The 18,054-nt window shown below is 72.6% G+C and carries 14 protein-coding genes; 1 reads left to right on the top strand and 13 read right to left on the bottom strand.

Annotated elements, in window-relative coordinates:
- Positions 1-36 precede the first annotated feature (36 nt).
- The 12 genes from P3L51_RS04380 to P3L51_RS04320 form a co-directional block, all read right to left on the bottom strand.
- On the bottom strand, positions 37-1,284 hold the full coding sequence (locus P3L51_RS04380; protein ID WP_354603696.1) for an acyl-CoA dehydrogenase family protein: 1,248 nt from the start codon (positions 1,282-1,284) through the stop codon (positions 37-39).
- Entirely contained in the window at positions 1,281-2,519 is a 1,239-nt protein-coding gene (locus P3L51_RS04375; RefSeq protein WP_354603695.1) for an acyl-CoA dehydrogenase family protein, read from the bottom strand. Before P3L51_RS04375 ends, P3L51_RS04380 begins: the two co-directional genes overlap by 4 nt.
- Positions 2,516-3,496, bottom strand: coding sequence for an NADPH:quinone oxidoreductase family protein (locus P3L51_RS04370; RefSeq protein ID WP_354603694.1), 981 nt, complete (start codon positions 3,494-3,496; stop codon positions 2,516-2,518). Before P3L51_RS04370 ends, P3L51_RS04375 begins: the two co-directional genes overlap by 4 nt.
- Before the next feature lie 45 nt (positions 3,497-3,541).
- Positions 3,542-4,678 (bottom strand): PP2C family protein-serine/threonine phosphatase, encoded by a 1,137-nt coding sequence (locus P3L51_RS04365; RefSeq protein WP_354603693.1) that lies wholly within the window; start codon positions 4,676-4,678, stop codon positions 3,542-3,544.
- Between the two features lie 128 nt (positions 4,679-4,806).
- Complete coding sequence (locus P3L51_RS04360) at positions 4,807-5,547, bottom strand: PIG-L deacetylase family protein (RefSeq protein WP_354603692.1); 741 nt, start codon at positions 5,545-5,547, stop codon at positions 4,807-4,809.
- A 107-nt stretch (positions 5,548-5,654) separates the two neighbouring features.
- Complete coding sequence (locus tag P3L51_RS04355; RefSeq protein WP_354603691.1) at positions 5,655-6,953, bottom strand: alpha/beta fold hydrolase; 1,299 nt, start codon at positions 6,951-6,953, stop codon at positions 5,655-5,657.
- Between the two features lie 328 nt (positions 6,954-7,281).
- Positions 7,282-8,349: a glycoside hydrolase family protein gene (locus tag P3L51_RS04345; protein WP_354603690.1), complete on the bottom strand. Its 1,068-nt coding sequence runs from the start codon at positions 8,347-8,349 to the stop codon at positions 7,282-7,284.
- A gap of 28 nt (positions 8,350-8,377) precedes the next feature.
- Positions 8,378-9,658, bottom strand: coding sequence for a TRAP transporter large permease (locus P3L51_RS04340; RefSeq protein ID WP_354603689.1), 1,281 nt, complete (start codon positions 9,656-9,658; stop codon positions 8,378-8,380).
- A gap of 4 nt (positions 9,659-9,662) precedes the next feature.
- Positions 9,663-10,298, bottom strand: coding sequence for a hypothetical protein (locus tag P3L51_RS04335; protein ID WP_354603688.1), 636 nt, complete (start codon positions 10,296-10,298; stop codon positions 9,663-9,665).
- Positions 10,295-12,424: a hydantoinase/oxoprolinase family protein gene (locus tag P3L51_RS04330; RefSeq protein WP_354603687.1), complete on the bottom strand. Its 2,130-nt coding sequence runs from the start codon at positions 12,422-12,424 to the stop codon at positions 10,295-10,297. Before P3L51_RS04330 ends, P3L51_RS04335 begins: the two co-directional genes overlap by 4 nt.
- Before the next feature lie 213 nt (positions 12,425-12,637).
- Positions 12,638-14,251 carry an FAD-dependent oxidoreductase gene (locus P3L51_RS04325; RefSeq protein WP_354603686.1) on the bottom strand — a complete coding sequence of 538 codons (1,614 nt, stop codon included), beginning with the start codon at positions 14,249-14,251 and terminating at the stop codon, positions 12,638-12,640.
- Between the two features lie 56 nt (positions 14,252-14,307).
- A complete protein-coding gene (locus tag P3L51_RS04320; RefSeq protein WP_354603685.1) occupies positions 14,308-15,408 on the bottom strand; it encodes a LacI family DNA-binding transcriptional regulator in 1,101 nt (366 codons plus the stop codon).
- Between the two features lie 173 nt (positions 15,409-15,581).
- Between P3L51_RS04320 and P3L51_RS04315 the strand changes: the two genes are divergently transcribed.
- Positions 15,582-16,553 (top strand): acetylxylan esterase, encoded by a 972-nt coding sequence (locus tag P3L51_RS04315; RefSeq protein WP_354603684.1) that lies wholly within the window; start codon positions 15,582-15,584, stop codon positions 16,551-16,553.
- Positions 16,554-16,640: 87 nt separating this feature from the next.
- Here the strand turns inward: P3L51_RS04315 and P3L51_RS04310 are convergent, their stop codons facing one another.
- A complete protein-coding gene (locus P3L51_RS04310) occupies positions 16,641-17,969 on the bottom strand; it encodes an aminotransferase-like domain-containing protein (protein ID WP_354603683.1) in 1,329 nt (442 codons plus the stop codon).
- Positions 17,970-18,054 lie beyond the last annotated feature (85 nt).

Here is an 18,054-nt window from a genome sequence, read left to right as displayed (position 1 = left end):
TGTCCAGGTGGTGTCCCGGTCGAACGGCGGCCGGAACTAGGCCCTGTCCTGGCGCAACGGCGCGCCCGGCACTCCGGGCGCGGGCAGGCCGGTCAGCGTCGCGAGGCTGTCACGGTGCGATCCGGTCGAACCCAGCGCGATCTCATCGGACTTGGCCCGTTTGAGATACAGATGCGCGGGGTGCTCCCAGGTCATGCCGATGCCGCCGTGGAGCTGGACGCACTCCTCGGCCGCGTGCACGGCGACCCGGCCGCAGTAGGCCTGGGCGACCGCCACGGCGAGTGGTGCGTCGGGGCTGCCGGTGGCCAGCGCGTCGGCGGCGTTACGGGCGGCGGAGCGGGCCGAGACGACCTCCAGCCACAGGTGCGCCATCCGGTGCTTCAGCGCCTGGAACGAGCCGATGGGGCGGTTGAACTGGTGCCGTTCACGGGTGTGCCGAACCGTCTCCTCCAAGCACCATTCGGCGAGGCCGAGTTGCTCGGAGGCGAGCAGCCCCGCGCCGGCCAGCAGTCCGCGGCGTACGGCGGCCTCCGCCGTCTCCGTGTGCGCGAGCCGGGTCCCGGCGGCGAGGGCGGCGGCGTCCACCGTGACGGTGGAGAGCGGGCGCGTGAGGTCGAGCGGGGTCCGCGCCCGTACGGTGACGCCGGGCGCCGCCGTCCCGACCGCGTACAGCCCGTCGTCGCCGAGGACGAGCAGGACATCGGCGATGGCGGCGTCGGCCACGGCCCCGATCTCGTGCCCCGTCCCGCCACCCGGGACCGTGTCGGGGAGCGGGGTGTCCGGTCCGGTGGAGAGCGGGACGGCGAGCACGGCGACCGTACGGCCCTCGGCCAGCGCGCCGAGCAGCTCCGCGACGGCGGGGACCGCCCCGCCCAGGGCCAGCAGCGTCTGCGTCGCGATGACCGAACTGGTCAGGTACGGCGCGGGCGTGACCGCCCGGCCCAGCTCCTCCAGCACCACCGCGGCTTCGCGGTGGCTCGCGCCCTGGCCGCCGAGCGCTTCCGGTACGAGCAGCCCGGCCGCGCCGATCCCGGCGGCGAGCGACGTCCAGAGCGCGGTGTCGTAGGGGGCGGCCGACTCGGCGCGGGCGAGCGCGGCGGGGACATCGGCGCGGTCGGTGAGCAGGGACCGCACGGCGGCGCGCAGGTCGTTCTCCGCCTCGGAGTACAGCAGGTCGGGCGCGGTCTCGGCGTCAGCTGTCTCGGCGGTCGCGGCGGTGGCGGCGGTCGCGGCGGTGGCGGCGGTCGCGGTAGTGACGGCGGTCGCGGTGTCCACGGTGCTCATCGGTTGAGGTCCTTCCATGCGACGTCCTTGTCGTTGCGGGGCTCGGCGGGCAGGCCGAGGACGCGTTCGGCGACGATGTTGAGCAGTACCTCGCTCGTACCGCCCTCGATGGAGTTGCCCTTCGAGCGCAGATAGCGGTAGCCGGCCTCACGGCCGGTGAAGTCGACGAGTTCCGGGCGCCGCATCGACCAGTCGTCGTACAACAGGCCGTCGTCGCCGAGCAGTTCGACCTCAAGTCCGCTGATCTCCTGATTGAGGCGGGCGAACGACAGCTTCAGGCCCGAGCCTTCGGGACCCGGCCTGCCCACCGCGAGCTGCTGGCGCAGCCGTTCGCCGGTCAGCCGCGCCACCTCGGCGTCCACCCAGAGCGCGAGAAGGCGCTGGTGCAGATCGTGGGTGCGCAGCTCGGGGCGTTCGCGCCAGGTCCGGGAGACGGTGCCGATCATGCCGCCCTCGCGCGGGAGACGGGCGCCGCCGATCGAGACCCGTTCGTTCATGAGGGTGGTCCGGGCGACCCGCCAGCCGTCACCGACCGCGCCGAGCCGGTGGGCGTCGGGGATCCGGACGTCGGTGAGGAAGACCTCGTTGAACTCGGCCTCGCCGGTTATCTGGCGCAGCGGCCGGACGTCGACGCCGGGGTCGGTCATGTCGCAGATGAAGTAGCTGATGCCCCCGTGCTTGGGCAGGGCGGGGTCGGTACGGGCGATGAGGATGGCCCAGCGCGCGAGATGGGCGCTGGAGGTCCACACCTTCTGCCCGTTGACGATCCAGTCACCGCCGTCGCCGTCCGCTCCCCCGTCGCCGCCCTCGCCGTCCGCTCCCCCGTCGCCGTCGCGCACCGCGCGGGTCCCGAGCGCGGCGAGATCGGACCCGGCGCCCGGCTCGCTGAACAGCTGGCACCAGACTTCCTCGCCGACCCACAGGGGCCGCAGGAAGCGGCGCTTCTGTTCGTCGGTGCCGAACCCGAGGATGGTGGGCGCGGCCATGCCGAGGCCGATGCCGATACGGCGCGGGTCGTTGTCGGGAGCGCCGGCGGCGGCCAGTTCGGCGTCGACGACCGACTGGAGGGAGCGCGGGGCGTCGAGTCCGCCGAGACCGGCCGGGAAGTGCACCCACGCGAGTCCGGCGTCGAAGCGGGCCTTGAGGAAGTCGGCCGGTTCCGTGCCGGCCGGCGGGTGCGCGGCGAGCAGGTCCTCGGTACGGCGGCGCAGTTCGGCCGCGTCTATCGCGTTCACCGGGCGCTCGCGGCCGGTGCCATGGCGGGGAGCACGACCAGCCGTCCGGTGGTGGTGCCGTCGGCCACGCGCTGGACGGCCGACGCGGCGTCCGCCATCGGTACCCGCTCGCTGATGAGCGGCTTGACGACGCCCTTGGCGGCGAGTTCCGTCAGCTCCTGGTGGCAGCGGAGGATCGAGGCGGGGTCCTTCTGGTTGTACAGGCCCCAGTGCAGACCGACGATCGAGTAGTTCTTCACCAGCGCGTGGTTGAGGGCGGGGGCCGGGATGGTGCCGCTCGCGAAGCCGACGACGAGGATGCGGCCCTCGAAGGCGACGCACTTGGTGGACTTGGTGTACGCGTCACCGCCGACCGGGTCGTAGACGACGTCCGCGCCGCGCCCGCCGGTGAGGTCCTTCACCGCGGCGACGATGTCGTCCGTGCGCCGGTCGATGACATGGTCGCAGCCCAACTCCCTTGCCACGCGCACCTTGTCGGGGCCGCCCGCCACGCCGATGACGGTGGCGCCCGCGGCCTTGCCTAGCTGGACGGCCGCGCTGCCGACGCCTCCGGCGGCGGCGTGCACGAGCAGCGTCTCGCCCGCCTGGAGACGCGCCCTGCGGTGGAGTCCGAACCAGCCCGTCTGGTAGCCGATGTGCAGGGCCGCCGCCTCGGCGTCGTCGAGCGATTCGGGCGCGGGGAGCACCGCGGCCTCGTCGGCGACGACGTATTCGGCGAGTCCGCCGCCCGGAAGGGTGGGGGTCGCGATGACGCGCCGTCCGTCCCGGGTCTCACCGCAGACCTCGACGCCCGGAGTGAAGGGCAGCGGCGGACGGACCTGGTACCGGCCCCGGCAGAGCAGGGCGTCGGGGAAGTTGATGTCGGCCGCGAGGACCTTCAGCAGGAGCTGGCCTTCCTCCGGTGTCGGCCGGTCCACCTCGTCCAGCCGCATCACCTCGCTCGGCTCGCCGTTCCGGTGCACTCGCCATGCCTGCATTCGGGGGCCTCCACAGATGAGGGTGGGTACGCGCTCCCCCGCATACTAAGCGGTCGCTTGCCCTCTGGGAACAGTCCCGCCACCGCCGGGAACAGGGCCGTCGTCGCCGTAACGCGCGACGGCCAGCACCGCCATGTCGTCGCTGCGTCTGCCCTTCGTCCACCGGCCGACCGACGAGAACAGGGCCCCGATCAGCCGCTCCGGGTCCCCGTCCGGGACCGGCGTCAGCTCGCTGAGGGGGTCGTAGAAGGTCCCCGCCGCGTTCCGCGCCTCCGTCACCCCGTCCGTGACGCAGAGCAGGGTGGCGCCGACGGGGAAGTCGTGCGAGTGGGGCCCACCGATGCCGGGCGCGAGGTTCCGCATTCCCAGCGGGGGCATCGCCTGGCCGGTGTCCAGCCGGCGCACCTGGCCGCCCTGTACGAGATAGGGGGCGGGATGGCCGCAGCTCAGCAGCCGCAAGGTGGCGCCGCGCCGGTCGATCTCGACCAGGAGCGCGGTGGCGAAGGCCTCGGCGGCGTCGACGGCGAACGGGTCGGCGTACTGCTCGACGGAACGGACGACGGCGCGGTCCAGCCGTTCGGCGAGCCCCACCAGGTCGGCCTCGGACTCCGCGCGCTCACGGAACGCGCCGACGATGACGGAGACGGCGGACACCGCGCCGAGGCCCTTGCCACGCACGTCGGCGATGACCATCCGGAGGCCGAAGGGTGTCTCCTCCACCGCGTAGAGGTCGCCGCCGATCCGGGCGGCGGCTTCCGCAGCTTCGTAGCGGCAGGCGACGGTCATCGGGCCGATGATCCTGGGCAGCGGAGGCAGCACGGCCCGCTGCAGTTCCTCGGCGGTGGATCTGACCACGGAGAACTTCGCGCTCTGACTGTCGAGCATGCGCCGTACGGCGAGCGCGAGAGCGGAGGCGATCACGATTTCCAGCAGCTGTACGGTCGCGGACGCGAAGCCGTGGTGCGCCTGGATCGCGGAGACGCTGGTGAGCCCGATGCCGACGGCCACGATCAGCAGGGTGTAGCGGAACGTGCCACTGATGGCCGCCGCCATGGCGGCGACGGCGATGAGCGCGGCGCCGCTGACGATCTTGGGCGTCACCAGTTCGAGGCCGACGGAACCGACGAGCAGCACCGGGGGCAACCAGGGGTACTGCTGAAGACGGGAATGCCCCTGGTCCATGTCACCGGTCCTTCTTCGCCGAGCCCGTCTCTCCATCCAGTAACCACATCACGGGACCAACGGGTTCACCGCGCTACGAAACTACTCAAAATACACAAAAAGCGTAACTCGCTCGCCGGGCTGCCATGTCAGCGGGCGAAGACCTCGAAGGGCACCGCCGGCCGGCCGCCGAAGCGCGGGGCCGCCTGAAGCGCGCTGGCCGTGAGGAAATTACGGCAGTGAACCTCGGGGTCCTCGATCGTCAGCACCTCGATGTACGTGCGGTGTTCGAGCAGCGACCGCACGGAGCGTTCCAGCCCGGCCGTCGCGTCGACGGCGTGCGTCGGGGTCGCGGACCCCGCGACCGCGACCCAGCGCACGCCGTCCCACGGCTGGAGCCCCCGCTCGGTCAGTTCGGGAAAGATCCACCGGTTCCCCGCGTCGCCGGCGGCGTCGAGCGTGGCGCGCCCGACGGCGCGGTGGTCCGGGGTGTTCCAGGCGGTGCCGCCCCAGGTGTCACGGTGGTTGAGGGTGATGACCAGCTCGGGGCGGTAGCGGCGGATCGCCGCCGCGATGTCGCGGCGCAGCGCGAGCCCTTCCTCGATCACACCGTCCTTGTGGTCCAGGAAGACCACCTCGGACACGCCGACGACGGCGGCGCTCGCCCGCTGTTCCCGCTCGCGCAGCGGGGCGGCGGTGGCGGGGTCGATCGTGTCGATCCCGGCCTCGCCCCGGCTGGCGAGCAGATACGTGACCTCACGGCCCTCGTCGGTCCAGGCGGCGACGGCCGCCGAGCAGCCGTACTCCAGGTCGTCGGGGTGCGCGACCACGGCGAGGGCGCGCTGCCAGTCGGCGGGCATGGGAGCGAGCTGTTCGGTCGATTCACTCATGTCCGCAGATTAAGCAGGCGGCGCGCCCGCGCGCAGCGCTCCCCGCGTCCCGCCGCGCGTCAGATGTCGATGCCGGCCGGATGGCGCCGACCGGATGGCGCCGGGAGTCAGATCTCGCCGCGGGCCAGGCCGAGCAGCCGGTCGAGCACCCGTGGGCCCGAGGACCGGAGGCCGTCGTGCTCGTACTCGTCGGTGACCCAGGTGCGCAGGCCCCGGATGCCGCGCGCCGTCTCCAACGAGTGGCCGGTGTCGACGTACATGTCGTCGTGGTAGACGGCGGCGGCGACCGGGACCTCGTTGGCGGCCAGCCGGGCGGGGTCGTACAGCGCGGGCCAGTCCCGGCGGGCGGCCAGCAGTTCGGCGGTCTCGCGCAGCGGGCGCAGCGCGGGGTCGGCGGTGAAGTGCCAGGGGTGGATCGTCTCGCCGGTGAACAGCAGCGGGGTGTCCCCGGCCAGGGTCCGCGCCGCGTCGAACCGGGGGAATTCCGCGCGTACCCGCTCGGCCGACCAGGCGGTGGGGCGGGTGTCCTGGGCGTAGATCGACTCGTGGACAAGCGCGTACAGGGGATGCCCGGCGAAGGAGAGCTGTGCGGCCACGCTCTCCTGGAAGGCGTCGGACAGTTCCTGGCCGCCCGCCGTGGGCACGAAGGCGTTCTCCAGCAGTTGGTGCAGCTGGTGGGTGCCGTCGCCGCCGCCGAGGAGGATGCCGAGCGACTGGAACGCCTCGGGTGTCAGCGTGTAGCCGTTCGGCAGGACGGGGCGGTGCTCGGCGATGTGCCCGACGATGCGGCGGGCCCGCTCGACGTCCTGCGGATAGCGGGCGTAGTGCGCGGCGACCTTGCGCTCGATACGCGGATAGGCGGCGCGGTAGATGTCGTCGGGCCCGGCGTGGAGCGCGGGCAGACCGCCGGTGATCAGTACGGTACTCAGGCCCTCGGGCGCGGCGGAGAGATAGCGGACGGCGCAGAAGCCGCCGAAGCTCTGGCCGAGCACGGTCCACGGGGCGCCGCCGGTCAGCTGCGGTCGGATGGCCTCGCAGTCGCGCACGATGTTGTCGGACCTGAAGAGGGCGAGGTGGTCGGCCTGTTCCCGCGGGCCGCCGGTCAGCGGGAGGGTCTGGCGGTTGAGAGGGGTGGAGGCCCCGGTGCCGCGCTGGTCGAGGAGGAGCACCCGGAACTCTTCGAGGGCCCGGCCGAGCCACGCCTGGCGTCCGATGAAACGGCGGGCTCCGAAGCCGGGGCCGCCTTCCAGATAGACGAGCCAGGGCAGGTCGGCATCGGCCTTGGAGGGGGCGACGGCCTCGCGGCCGTACAGCTCGATCCGCTCCCCCGACGGATTCGCGTGGTCGAGAGGGACCGAGAAGCGGTGGTCGGTGAGGACGACGCCGGGGTGGCGGTAGCTGGTCACAAGGGCTCCTGGTTCGGTGCGGGTCCGGTCGCCTGTGCCGGCCTGTCGGTCCGTCGATCTCTGGTCCGTCGATCTGCTGGTCCGCCGGCCCATCGGTCCGTGCGCCCGGGACCGTTCGGCCGCGGTGCGTGTACGCGGGTGATCGGCCCCTCCTGGCGTGGCTTCATGATCCGGTTCGAGCAGGTCGGCAAGGTACTACCCAGACGGTACGACGGCCGTCGGCCTGAACAGGCCGATCGAGCCTGCTTCGGGCCGCCTGCTCGTCGGCGGCCGGGACATCTTCGGGGTCGACCCGGTGACCCCGCCCCGTCGACCGCCGGACGACGGGTCAGCCTCGGGCGACCGCGATCGAGCCCTGGAGGCGTTCGCCCGCCTCGTAGACCATGTACGGCACCCCCTTGTCGGTCCCGAAGCTCGGGGCGGCGCTGCGCCCGTTGTCCGGCGCGCTGTTGGCCGAGTCGTAGAAGAGACCGAGATGGCTGCGGCGGCTGAAGTCGTTGCCGACCTCGGTGATCAGCAGATTGCCGCCGTGCTCCTTGTCGGTGTTGTACACGACGTACGTACTGCCGTTCCGGCTCAGCAGGTGCGGGCCGCCGACGTTGTTCGCGCCGACGTCGGAGTGGCGGACGAGTGGCGTCTGGTCGAAGGTCCAGTTGCGGCCGTCGCTCGACCAACCCCACGCGATGTCACGGTGGTTGGACTGGTTGTTGAGCATGAAGAGCATCACGTAGTGCGCGCCGCGCGACGGCAGTTCGTGCGCGAAGACGCGGGCGTACGAGGTCTCGTTGCTGCCCGCGGGCATCATCGAGGTGGTGAGCACCACCTTGTCGTACGTGAAGGTGATGCCGTCCTTGGAGCGGGCGAGGCGGGTCGTGCCGTTCTCGCCGTGGAAGTAGAGCCACAGCTCCTTGAGATCCGCCCGCCAGATGACGTGCGGCGAGGCGACGTGGCTGACCTTGTAGTGCGGCTGCCAGTTGTTGGAGACGATCGGGTTGGCGGTGTACTCGGTGAACGGCCCTTCCAGCGAGTCGCCGTAGGCCAGGCAGATACCGCCGGGCGCGTCGTGCGGGCCGTAGTAGAGGTAGTAGCGGCCCAGCGGGTTCGCCAGCTTGTCGTACACGCCCCGGATGCACGGGAAGATGATCTCGCCGGTGGGGTTGTACTTGAGCTGGGAGGGCGTCAGGAGCGTCTTGAGATACCGGTAGTCGGGGAATCCTCCGGGCGCCGCCGCGACGGCGGGGGCGGCGGCGGCGCTGCCCGCCGTCGCGCCGGTGGCGATCACACCGGAGGTCACCGCGGCTGTCGCGGCCGCCGCACGCAGGAATATCCGACGGCCGGGGTTCCTCGGCCGGTCGTGCGCGTCGTGCCGCTGCTTGTCGCTGTCGTGCTGTGTCATGTCGTGCTCCGTCCCGGGAGTTGAGTGATCACAGATAGGTGGCGGCGGTGACGCAGAATCCGCCGAGCGCGACGGCCCAGACGTACGGCAGGGTCCGCAGCATCACCTGCTGCGGTGTGACCCCCGCGTACTGCGCGCTCCACACGGTCTGGGTGCTGGTCGGGTCCGACACCCCGAAGACCTGGTTGTACGAGGTGGCGAGGCCCAGCACCGCGACGGCCGGGTAGATGCCGGCGGCGATGAGGACACCGGCGATGCCCGCGCCGAGGCCGAAGACGTTCAGCGGCCCCCGGTAGAGGCAGAGTGGTACGAGCAGGGTGAAGACCACGACGAACAGCACCGGGTTCTGCGGGCTGACGGCCTTGACCAGGGGCTCCAGCGCCTCCACGGCGCCGGGCAGCTTCACCGCCGCGAGCAGGATGCCGATGGCGACGAACAGCACGATCGGCGCCGCCGCGATCTCGAAGCCGCCGTACAGGGTGCGCAGCAGCCGCTTGTTCATCTCGCCGGGCCGGGTGGTGGTGACCAGCGCGTACAGGACGCCGGCCAGCATCGACGGCAGGATCGCGACGTCGAGGCCGAGGGCGAGGATCAGCGGTACGAGCGGGGTGAGCAGCGCGTACCACGGGGCGTCGCCGAGCTGCTTGCGGCGCGAAGTGGGCTTCGCGGACGCGGACTTGAGCGACCACGCGTGCTCGACGCCGCGTCGCCGCGTCTCGATGAGGACGAAGAGGACGGCGGCGGCCAGCGCGAACGGGAACAGTTTGATCATGAAGCCGCGCACGGTGTCGACGGGCAGTTCCAGCGCGGTGGAGAAGAACTGCCAGATGGGCAGCTCGAAGGGCATACCGGCCGCGATGCCCATCAGGATCGTGCCGGCCGCGGTGACCTTCGGGATGCCGACGGCGACCATGGCGGGGATGCCGATGATGCCGGCGAGCATCGCGGCGGGCGCCGAGCCCGTGACCGTACCGACGAGGGTCGAGACGGCGAGGACTCCGAGCGCGACCACGACCGGACGGTCGCCACCGAATTCGACGATCTTGCGGACGAGGGTGCCCGCGATGCCGGTCTCGTCGAGGAGCTTGCCGAGCCAGGAGCCCAGCAGGATCGCGATCATCGTGGCGGCGAGGGCGGGTGCGCCCTCCTGGATGACCGTGTCCAGGACGCTGTTCTCGCCGGTCAGCGGGGCGCCCGCGAGGAAGGCGATGACGACGGCCAGGATGACGAGGGCGAAGGCGGTGGGGAGCTTGCGGGTGAGCATCGCGGCGACACCGGCCGCCATGACAAGAAGGATGACGACGCCCATGGCGTTACTTCTTTCTTCCGTGCGGGGATCCGTGCGGGGATCCGTGCTTCGGTTCCGCCGCGGTGGCCAGGGCGGCCGTCAGCAGGAGCGGGCTGCGGCCGAGGCCGCAGACGGTGCGGGCGTAGGCGTGGGCCGCTATCTCGTCGGCGCCCGCGACATGGCCGTACAGGCGGTGGCGTCCCGCGCGCAGCACGACGTGGTTGAGGGACCGCTTCAGGGCCGTCTTCGCCGGCCCGTGGTGGAGCTTTTCGTGCACGGCCTCGTGGGCGATCGCCGCCGCCCGTACCGACCCGGCCGGGTACCAGTGGCGCCAGCCGAGCCGGTCGATCAGTTCGTCGGCGAGGGCCAGGGTGTCGGTGAACAGCTCGACGGTCGGGACCGGCCGGGAGGTGTAGCGGGCCAGGAGGCCCTTCGCCAGGCCGCCGCCGCTCTCCACGACGCGGGCCGTGCCGGCGACGGGGGCGAGTGCGGCGCCGAACTCGTCGGCGGTGTACGCCCATTGGCGCAGGCGCGCCGGGTCGCGGCTCTCGTGCGTGGGGGTGTTCGCGAGCAGCCGTACGCCGAACTCGATGTCGTCGGTCGCCTCAAGTGCTTCGATCGCCGCGAGCGCGGCGCGGTCGAGCAGGGCGGCGGCCCTCATGAGCGCACCTCCAGGACGGCGACGACGGGTTCGTCGGCGGCGCGTGCGCGCAGTTCGCTGCGGGCGAGCGCCAGCAGCGGCTGCGGGTCGAGTACGCCGGAGAGGTCGGCGATCCGGGAGCCGATGAGCAGCCGCAGGGCGGGGGCGCGGACGCCGCCGTCGCCGTACGACGTGGCCTCCTTCACCAGCCCGGCGAGGACCTCGGGCGCGCGGCCGACCGTGGTGGACTCGACACGGGCGTCCGGCGCGTGGAGCCGTACGACGCCGTCGGCGTCCACGACGCGCACCGGGTGGCGGTCGGCGCGGAACCGACGGTGGACATCGGTGCCGTACACGGTGTGCGCGGGGGTGCCCGCGAGTACGCGTACCGACGCCGGGTCGGCCTTGAGGCTGTCGGCGGCGGCGCGCAGCCGTTCGGTGTCGTCGGCCCGGTGGGCGCGGTCCTGTGTACGCAGCTCGGTGGCGCCGGTCGCGACGGCCCGCACGGTGCTGGTCTGCGGGTCGACGGTGACCTCCACCTCGACGCCGTCGGCCGCCGCTCCCTGGGCGACGACGGCGGCCTCGGCCTCGGCCCGTACGGCGAGGATCTGTTCCTGGCCGGCGCCGGGGATGATGCGTTCGACCTGTTCGCGGATGAGGGCGAGGGCGACGCCGATGGGGCTGATGACCTCGTTGTGGCGGGCGATCCGGCCCTCCTGGCCGGAGACGGCCGCGAGGTGCGGGGTGACGGAGGCCGCGCCTCCGCCGCCGCCGACGAGTACGGCGGTGTCCTTGTCGAGCCGGTAGTCGCGGATCATCGCGTCGACCACGGTCTTCACCTGGTCGGTCCCGGCGTCGAGTATCCGGGCCGCCGCCGTGGCGACGTCCGTGCCGAGCGTGGCGGCGAGGGACGCGATCGCGGCCTTCGCCACGGCCGGGTCGCAGTGCGCGAAGTCCCCTTCGGGGACCCGGCCCAGCGCGTTGGCCGCGCAGGTCATGGTGATCGCGAAGCGTCCGCCCGCGGCGTCGAGCACCGCGTAGTCCGCCGGGTCGCCGTCCAGGGGTCGGATGGTGGTGACCTTCGCGTCCCGCAGGTCGTCCAGGGTCGCGAAGCAGGCGTACGGCAGGCCCGCGATGTGCGCGCTGCGCGGTCCGGCGCCGGTGACCTTGCCGCCCCCGACGCGGACCATCGAGCCGCCGCCGACGCCGACGGTCCTGACATCGAGCGCCGACAGGTACGAGCTCTTGCCGAGGATGGTGGCGTGCCGGACTGCGACCTTGCCGCGCCGTACGACGCTGATGTCGGTGGACGTGCCACCGGTCTCCAGGAACAGGCCCTCGCTGACGCGCTCCTGCATGAGGGCCCCGGCGACTCCCGCCGCCGGTCCCGACAGCACGGTGAGCAGTGGTCTGCGCCGCATCTCGTCCAGGGACATCACTCCCCCGTCGCAGCGCATCACCATCAGCGGCGCGGTGACGCCCGCCTTGGTGATGGAGGCGTCGACGAGGTCGGCGGTGGCGAGCATGCGCGGCAGGATCGCGGCATTCACGACGGCGGTCCTGGTCCGTTTGTGGAGCCCGTACAGCGAGGTGATCTCGTGCGCGGCGGTCGTCGGCAGACCGCGCTCCCTCGCCGCGGCGACGACCGTGTCCTCGCCCTCGGGGCGGTCGACGCTGAACGGCTGGCTGGCGACGACGACTTGGGCGCCCTCCTGGACGACCGCTTCGACGGCGGCGCGTACGGCGGGCGCGTCGTCCGGGTCGGCGACATGGGCGTAGGCGAGCGGGAGCCGCTTGCCGGGGGTGAGTTCGAGCTTCCGGAAGGCGGCGAGCCTGCGGGTGAAGCCGGCGCTCGGACCGGTGCCGACGCCGATCAGACCGACGGTGGCGACGTCGCCCTCCAGCAGGGCATTGGTAGCCTGGGTGGTGCCGTGGGCCAGGAAGGCCACGTCCTTCGGGGCGTGTCCGGTCTGCTCCAGCAGGCGGTCGAGAGCTTCGACGATGCCGTGGGCGACGCCGTCCTCGTGATGGTGGCTGGTGGGGACCTTCACCTGCCCCAGAAGTCGCAGGGTCGTGGCGTCTACGGCCACGGCGTCGGTGAAGGTTCCGCCCACGTCGATGCCGACGCGGATGCGGTGGGTGTTCATGGTTGGGGCACCTCCTTGTGCAGGGTTGGCAGTTACGTGGGCGGTGGGCCGGGCGGGGCAGGTGGAGCTGCTCCTGCCCGGCTGTTCACCGCCTCGGGTTGTGCCGGGGGTCGTCGGTGGTCGGGGGTCGTCGGTGGTCTGTGCCGTCGTTGGTCGGGGGTCGTCGGTGGTCCGTGCCGTCGGTGGCCGGACGGCCTCGGTGGCCGGGTGTCGTCAGTAGCCGCGTACGTCGGGCCAGTGGCGCTGCACTCCTTCGCGGTCGAGCAGCCGGGCGAATTGGTCGAACCGCTTGTCCTCGGCCTGGACCTGGCGCGGTTCGACGCCCTCGGCGACGCAGTGCGCGGCCAACGCGCCCGCGACCTCGCCGATGTTCCATTCCACCGGGTGGAGCCGGTAGCAGCCGTTGGTGATGTGGGTGGTGCCGATGTTCTTCCCGGCGGGCAGCAGATTGCGGACACGGCGCGGCACGAGGGCGCCGAGCGGGATCTCGAAGGGCACCGAGCCGATGTCGATGTAGTTGTCGCCGCCGGTGGAGGGGTGCAGATCGATGCGGTAGTTGCCGACACCGACGGAGTCCCGGTAGCGGGTGCCGCCGTGGGGGCCGACGATGTCGATCGCGACGTCCTGCTCGGTGACGGTGGTGACGGCCTTGATACGGCGCGACTCGCGTACGTACGGCGCCTTCGCGAGCCCGTCGGCCGTACCGGTGACGTCCGGGCGCAGCCGCAGTCCGGGGAATCCCCTGCCGCCGTCGGCGCGCGGCGCCTCGGTCTGGAGCCAGTACAGGACCGAGAGCGACAGCTGCCGTGCCTCGGCGAGCGCGGCGGCCGACGTCTCCTCGCCGGCGCCGATCAGGGGCTTCAGCCAGTAATCGTTGAGCGGCCAGTTGACGAGGGTGATGTCGGAGTCGAACGCGCCGGGCCGGTGCAGCTTGCGCGCCAGGATCCGGCGGAAGCCGAACAGTTCCTTGTCGCCCGCGTCGGCGGACTGGTCGGCGGTGACGTCGAGCGGGTCGAGTTCCGGGTTGGGGACGAAGGTGCGCGGTACGGCCTCAAGGGTGCGGGGGTCCGGCGCGAGGAAGCCGAGCAGCGGTCCGGGCCAGAAGTCCGGCTGGTAGGCGCGCCAGAAGTCGTAGTCGGCCGGCCGGTCGATGGTGTGGTCCTCGCCCTCGTGGTGGGAGAGCGCGAAACACACTGTGATGCCCTGCTGGTTGAGGGGCTGCGCCTCGTCGGGGGCGTGCGGTTCGTCGAACTCGCTCCGCGCCTCGGCGCCGATGGCGTGCTCGACCCCGGCGAGTTCGAGCAGTTCGCCGGTCTCGGTCGCGTCGATGACGTAACGGGCGCTGATCGTACGGCGGTTGCCACCGCGCAGGTCGGCGAGTGTGACGGACCGTACGGTGTCGTCGTCGCCCGTCTCGGCGGCGACGGGGCGGTGTTCGGTCAGGAGCGTGAGCCGGCCCGAGGAGCGGTGCGGCGCGAGCATCGCCTCCAGGACGGCGAGGGCGACGCGCGGCTCGTGGCAGAGCTTGCTGACGCGGCCGGCGCCCGGGTTGAGATCGGTGAGGGCCAGCGCCTCGGAGCGCAGCGGGTACCACCGGCGGTAGTGGTCCCTGATGGACTCGCGCAGGGTGCGGTACGAGGCGGTGGTGCCGAACTGCTCGACCCACGGGTGCTCGTCCGGCGGGACGGCCTGGGAGGTGAGCTGGCCGCCGATCCAGTCCGTCTCCTCGGTGAGGACGACGGTGCGTCCGGCCCGGCAGGCGGCGAGGGCGGCGGCCACGCCGCCGAGCCCGGAGCCCACGATGAGGATGTCGGGTGCGGATGTCACGGTTCTCCTTGAAGTGCTGTGTGTGCGTTGGCGCTTGGCGCGACGGGCGGTTGGGGTCAGTGGTGGACGGGTGGCGCTCCCGCCGTCGTACCGGGCCGGAAGGCGCAGGCCACCAGTGGTTCCGCGGCCTGCTCCCCCGCCACCAGCGCGGCGAGCATCCGCACGGCGGCGGCGCCCAACTGCGGCCGGGGGATGTCGAATCCGGTGGGCGTCGGTCCGTCGGACAGGTCCGGCGGCGGGCTGCCGAGCAGCGCGAGCGAGGCGTCGCGCGGGCAGTCGATGCCTACGAAGTGCGCGGCGCCGTACAGCGCGCGCCAGGCGTCGCCGGTGTCGGTCTCCTCGGCGACGAACGCGGTGACGCCGTCGTCGAGCCAGCCGCGCAGCCGCTCGGCGGTGAGGTCGCGCTCCGGGTCGGCGGAGCGGAAGACGGCGGCCGGGCCGCCGGGCAGTCCGGCCTCCTCCAGGCCCTTGAGGAAGCCGTGTTCACGGTCGGTGGACGCGGGGGCCTCGTCGTCCTCGCGTACGAGCACGATCCGGCGGTGGCCGAGTCCGGCGAGGTGGGTGACGACCTCCTTGCTGGCGCTGACGTAGTCGGCGCCGACCCAGGCCAGCCCCTCCAGTTCGTCCCTGCGGCCGAGGTGCACCACGGGGAAGCCGTCGGCGACCAGGCGCAGCAGTTCGTCGGCGGGTGCGTGGCGGCCGAGGAAGAGGCAGCCGTCGGCGAGCCGTACCCGGTTGAGCGCGTGCGGTCCGGCGGCCCCCGCGCCGCCCGTGCTGGAGCCGGTGAACAGCACCAGGTCGTAGCCGCGCGCCGCGGCTTCCTGCTCGACGCCGACGAGGAACGGGTAGTACGAGTGCTGTACGTCGGTCGGGAAGGTGGACGTGAAGCTGAAGACCCCGAGCAGGTTGTTGCGCGCGGCGGCCAGCCGGCTGGCCGCCGGATCGGGGACGTAGCCGAGGCTGCGTACCGCGTCGAGCACCTTGCGCCGGGTCTCCTCGGAGATCGTGGCGCCCTGCTTCCGCGCCCCGAGCACCAGTGAGACCGTGGCCTGCGAGACCCCGGCGAGCCTGGCGACCTCGGCCTGGCGTGGTCGCGACGTACGGCCCGTGGGTGCGGGGGTCCGGCCCGGCCGGGCCCGCTTCCTGGGTTCCTCCACCGTGTTCCTCCGGATCGTTAATGCGTATTAGTAATGCGCATTAACGAGTACTGTGGACCTCCGGAACGCGGGGGTCAAGACATCGGTCAAGAGTTCTTCCGGCCTCTTCTTCGCCGACGGCCCGGACCGTACGGTGTGATCGTCCGCCCGCTGAACACGAGGTGATCCCGCGCATGGCCCTGTTCGATCTGCCCCTGGACGAGCTACGGAACTACCGCAGCCGGTCCGTGGAACCGGACGATTTCGACGCCTTCTGGGCAACGACCCTCGCCGAGGCCCGCACCCACGATCTGGACGCCCGCTTCGAGCCCGTCGCGACGGGGCTGTCGACCGTGGAGGTGTTCGACGTGACCTTCGCCGGCTTCGGCGGCCACCCGGTCAAGGGCTGGTTCGTGCTGCCCGCGGGGACGCGTGAACCGCTGCCCGTGGTGGTGGAGTTCGTCGGTTACGGCGGCGGGCGCGGGCTGCCCCACTCCCGGCTGCTCTGGCCGTCGGCCGGCTTCGCGTACTTCGTGATGGACACCCGGGGGCAGGGCGCCGCGTGGGGCGGCGGTGACACCCCGGACCCGGTGGGCAGCGCGTCCGCGTTCCCCGGCTTTCTGACCCGGGGCATCGAGGACCCGCACGAGTTCTACTACCGCCGGGTCTTCACCGACGCGGTCCGCGCGGTGGAGGCGGCCCGCTCCCATCCCCTGGCCGACGCCTCCCGCACGGCCGCGCTCGGGCGCAGCCAGGGCGGCGGGATCACGCTGGCGGTGGCCGGACTGGTGCCCGACCTGGTGGCGGTCGCCCCCGACGTGCCGTTCCTCTGCGACTTCCCGCGGGCGACGACGCTCACCGACAGGGATCCGTACCGGGAGGTGGGCAAGTACCTCAACACCTACCGCCGCCGGGGCGAGCGGGTCCGGCGGACGCTCAGCTACTTCGACGGGGTGCACTTCGCGGCACGCGGCCGGGCCCCCGCGCTGTTCTCGGCGGCTCTGGAGGACCAGACCTGTCCGCCGTCGACGGTGTTCGCGGCGTTCAACGTCTATCCGCACGAGGACCGGACGATCGAGGTGTACGAGTTCAACGGCCATGAGGGCGGCGAGGCCTACCAGGAAGAGGCCCAACTGGGCTGGCTGCCGGGCCGCCTGACGGTCTGACGGTCACGCGCCCCGGTCGCCGGGTCGCCGGTCGCCCTTGCGCGCGAGGCTGCCCGGGCCCGTACGGGATCGGCGCCGCGCCCGCGGTCATTCCGGCGCGGCGTCCTCCGGTGTGCCGCGTGCCAGGGTGGCGAGGAGGTCGAGGGCGTCGGCGAGCGTGCGGTGGGAGGGCGTGCCCAGGGCCAGCCGGACGGCGTTGGGCGCGCGGCCGGTGCCGACGGTGAACGCGGCGCCGGGCGCGACGGCGATGCCGAGGCGGGCGGCGGCGGCGACGAACATCTCGGCGCGCCAGTGGTCGGGCAGCTCCCACCAGCAGTGGTAGCCACGGGGGTCGGCGCGCACGGTGAAGCCGGCCAGGCTCTCGGCCCTGACGCGCTGGCGCTCCACCGCGTCGACGCGTTTGGCCCGGCCGATCGCGGCGGCGGTGCCGTCGGTCGTCCACCGGGTCGCGGCGTCGAGGGCGAACCGGGATGCCGCCCAGGCTCCCGAGCGCAGGGCCGAGGCCAGGCGCCGCTCGAAGCCGGGTGGTGCCACGGCGTACCCGAGGGTCAGACCGGGCGCGAGCCGCTTGGACATGCTGTCCAGGACGATCGTGCGTTCGGGTGCGAGGGTCGCGAGCGGCGGCACGTCGTCGCGGAGGAAGCCGTAGATGGCGTCCTCGATGATGTGCAGGTCCAACGCCCGCGCCGTTTCGACGAGTTGGTCCCTGCGGTGCGGCGGAATCGTCATGCCCAGCGGGTTGTGGAGCGTGGGCTGGAGATAGACGGCGCGCAGCGGCGGGGCGTCGGCCAGGGCCTGGGGCAGGAGGCCGTGCTCGTCCATGGCGAGCGGGACGAGGGTGATCCCGAGGTGGGCGGCGATGCCCTTGACGACGGGGTAGGTGAACTCCTCCACACCGAGCCGTTCCCCGGCCGGGACGCAGGCCGCGAGGGCCGCCGCGATCGCCTGGCGGCCGTTGCCCGCGAAGAGGATCCGCTCCGGTTCCGGTGTCCAGCCCGCGCGTGCGAGGAGGGACGCGGCGGCCTCGCGGGCGGCGGGTGACCCGGATCCGCCGAGGGGCCGGAGGCTGACCGCGAGTACGTCGGGGCGTTGCAGGTGCGCCAGGCCGGGGGCGAGCAGCTCGGCCTGTTCCGGCAGGACGGGGAAGTTGACCTCCAGGTCGACCCTGGCCTCGCTGGGCTCCGTGAGTGTCGGCTGCGGTCCGGGCGGCGCGGCGCGCACGAAGGTCCCCCGGCCCACCTCGCCGACGGCCAGTCCTCGCCGGATCAGCTCGCCGTAGACCCTGGCCGCCGTGGAGTTGGCGATGTCACGGCTCCGGGCGAACAGCCGCTGCGGGGGCAGCCGCTCGCCGGGGCGCAGGCGCCCGGCCCGGATGTCGGCCGCGAGCTGGTCGGCGATCAGGCGGTAGTCCTCCATGGCGCTCCCTCCCGCGCCGCTCCCGGCGGCGCGTCGCACGTGACCGGCATCAGTATTGCACCGAGGTCAATTTCAGCATTGCATC

Origin of the sequence: Streptomyces panacea (assembly GCF_040560175.1) — a bacterium.
GTDB lineage: Bacteria > Actinomycetota > Actinomycetes > Streptomycetales > Streptomycetaceae > Streptomyces > Streptomyces panacea.
The sequence above is the reverse complement of the archived record's forward strand: the minus strand, read 5'-3'. Positions and strand labels throughout refer to the sequence as shown.

Excerpts from the sequence above, each read along its gene's own strand:
- P3L51_RS04380 (WP_354603696.1), bottom strand. The coding sequence starts at position 1,284 with ATGAGCACCGTGGACACCGCGACCGCCGTCACTACCGCGACCGCCGCC.
- P3L51_RS04370 (WP_354603694.1), bottom strand. The coding sequence starts at position 3,496 with ATGCAGGCATGGCGAGTGCACCGGAACGGCGAGCCGAGCGAGGTGATG.
- P3L51_RS04365 (WP_354603693.1), bottom strand. The coding sequence starts at position 4,678 with ATGGACCAGGGGCATTCCCGTCTTCAGCAGTACCCCTGGTTGCCCCCG.
- P3L51_RS04360 (WP_354603692.1), bottom strand. The coding sequence starts at position 5,547 with ATGAGTGAATCGACCGAACAGCTCGCTCCCATGCCCGCCGACTGGCAG.
- P3L51_RS04345 (WP_354603690.1), bottom strand. The coding sequence starts at position 8,349 with ATGACACAGCACGACAGCGACAAGCAGCGGCACGACGCGCACGACCGG.
- P3L51_RS04340 (WP_354603689.1), bottom strand. The coding sequence starts at position 9,658 with ATGGGCGTCGTCATCCTTCTTGTCATGGCGGCCGGTGTCGCCGCGATG.
- P3L51_RS04335 (WP_354603688.1), bottom strand. The coding sequence starts at position 10,298 with ATGAGGGCCGCCGCCCTGCTCGACCGCGCCGCGCTCGCGGCGATCGAA.
- P3L51_RS04330 (WP_354603687.1), bottom strand. The coding sequence starts at position 12,424 with ATGAACACCCACCGCATCCGCGTCGGCATCGACGTGGGCGGAACCTTC.
- P3L51_RS04315 (WP_354603684.1), top strand. The coding sequence starts at position 15,582 with ATGGCCCTGTTCGATCTGCCCCTGGACGAGCTACGGAACTACCGCAGC.
- P3L51_RS04310 (WP_354603683.1), bottom strand. The coding sequence starts at position 17,969 with ATGGAGGACTACCGCCTGATCGCCGACCAGCTCGCGGCCGACATCCGG.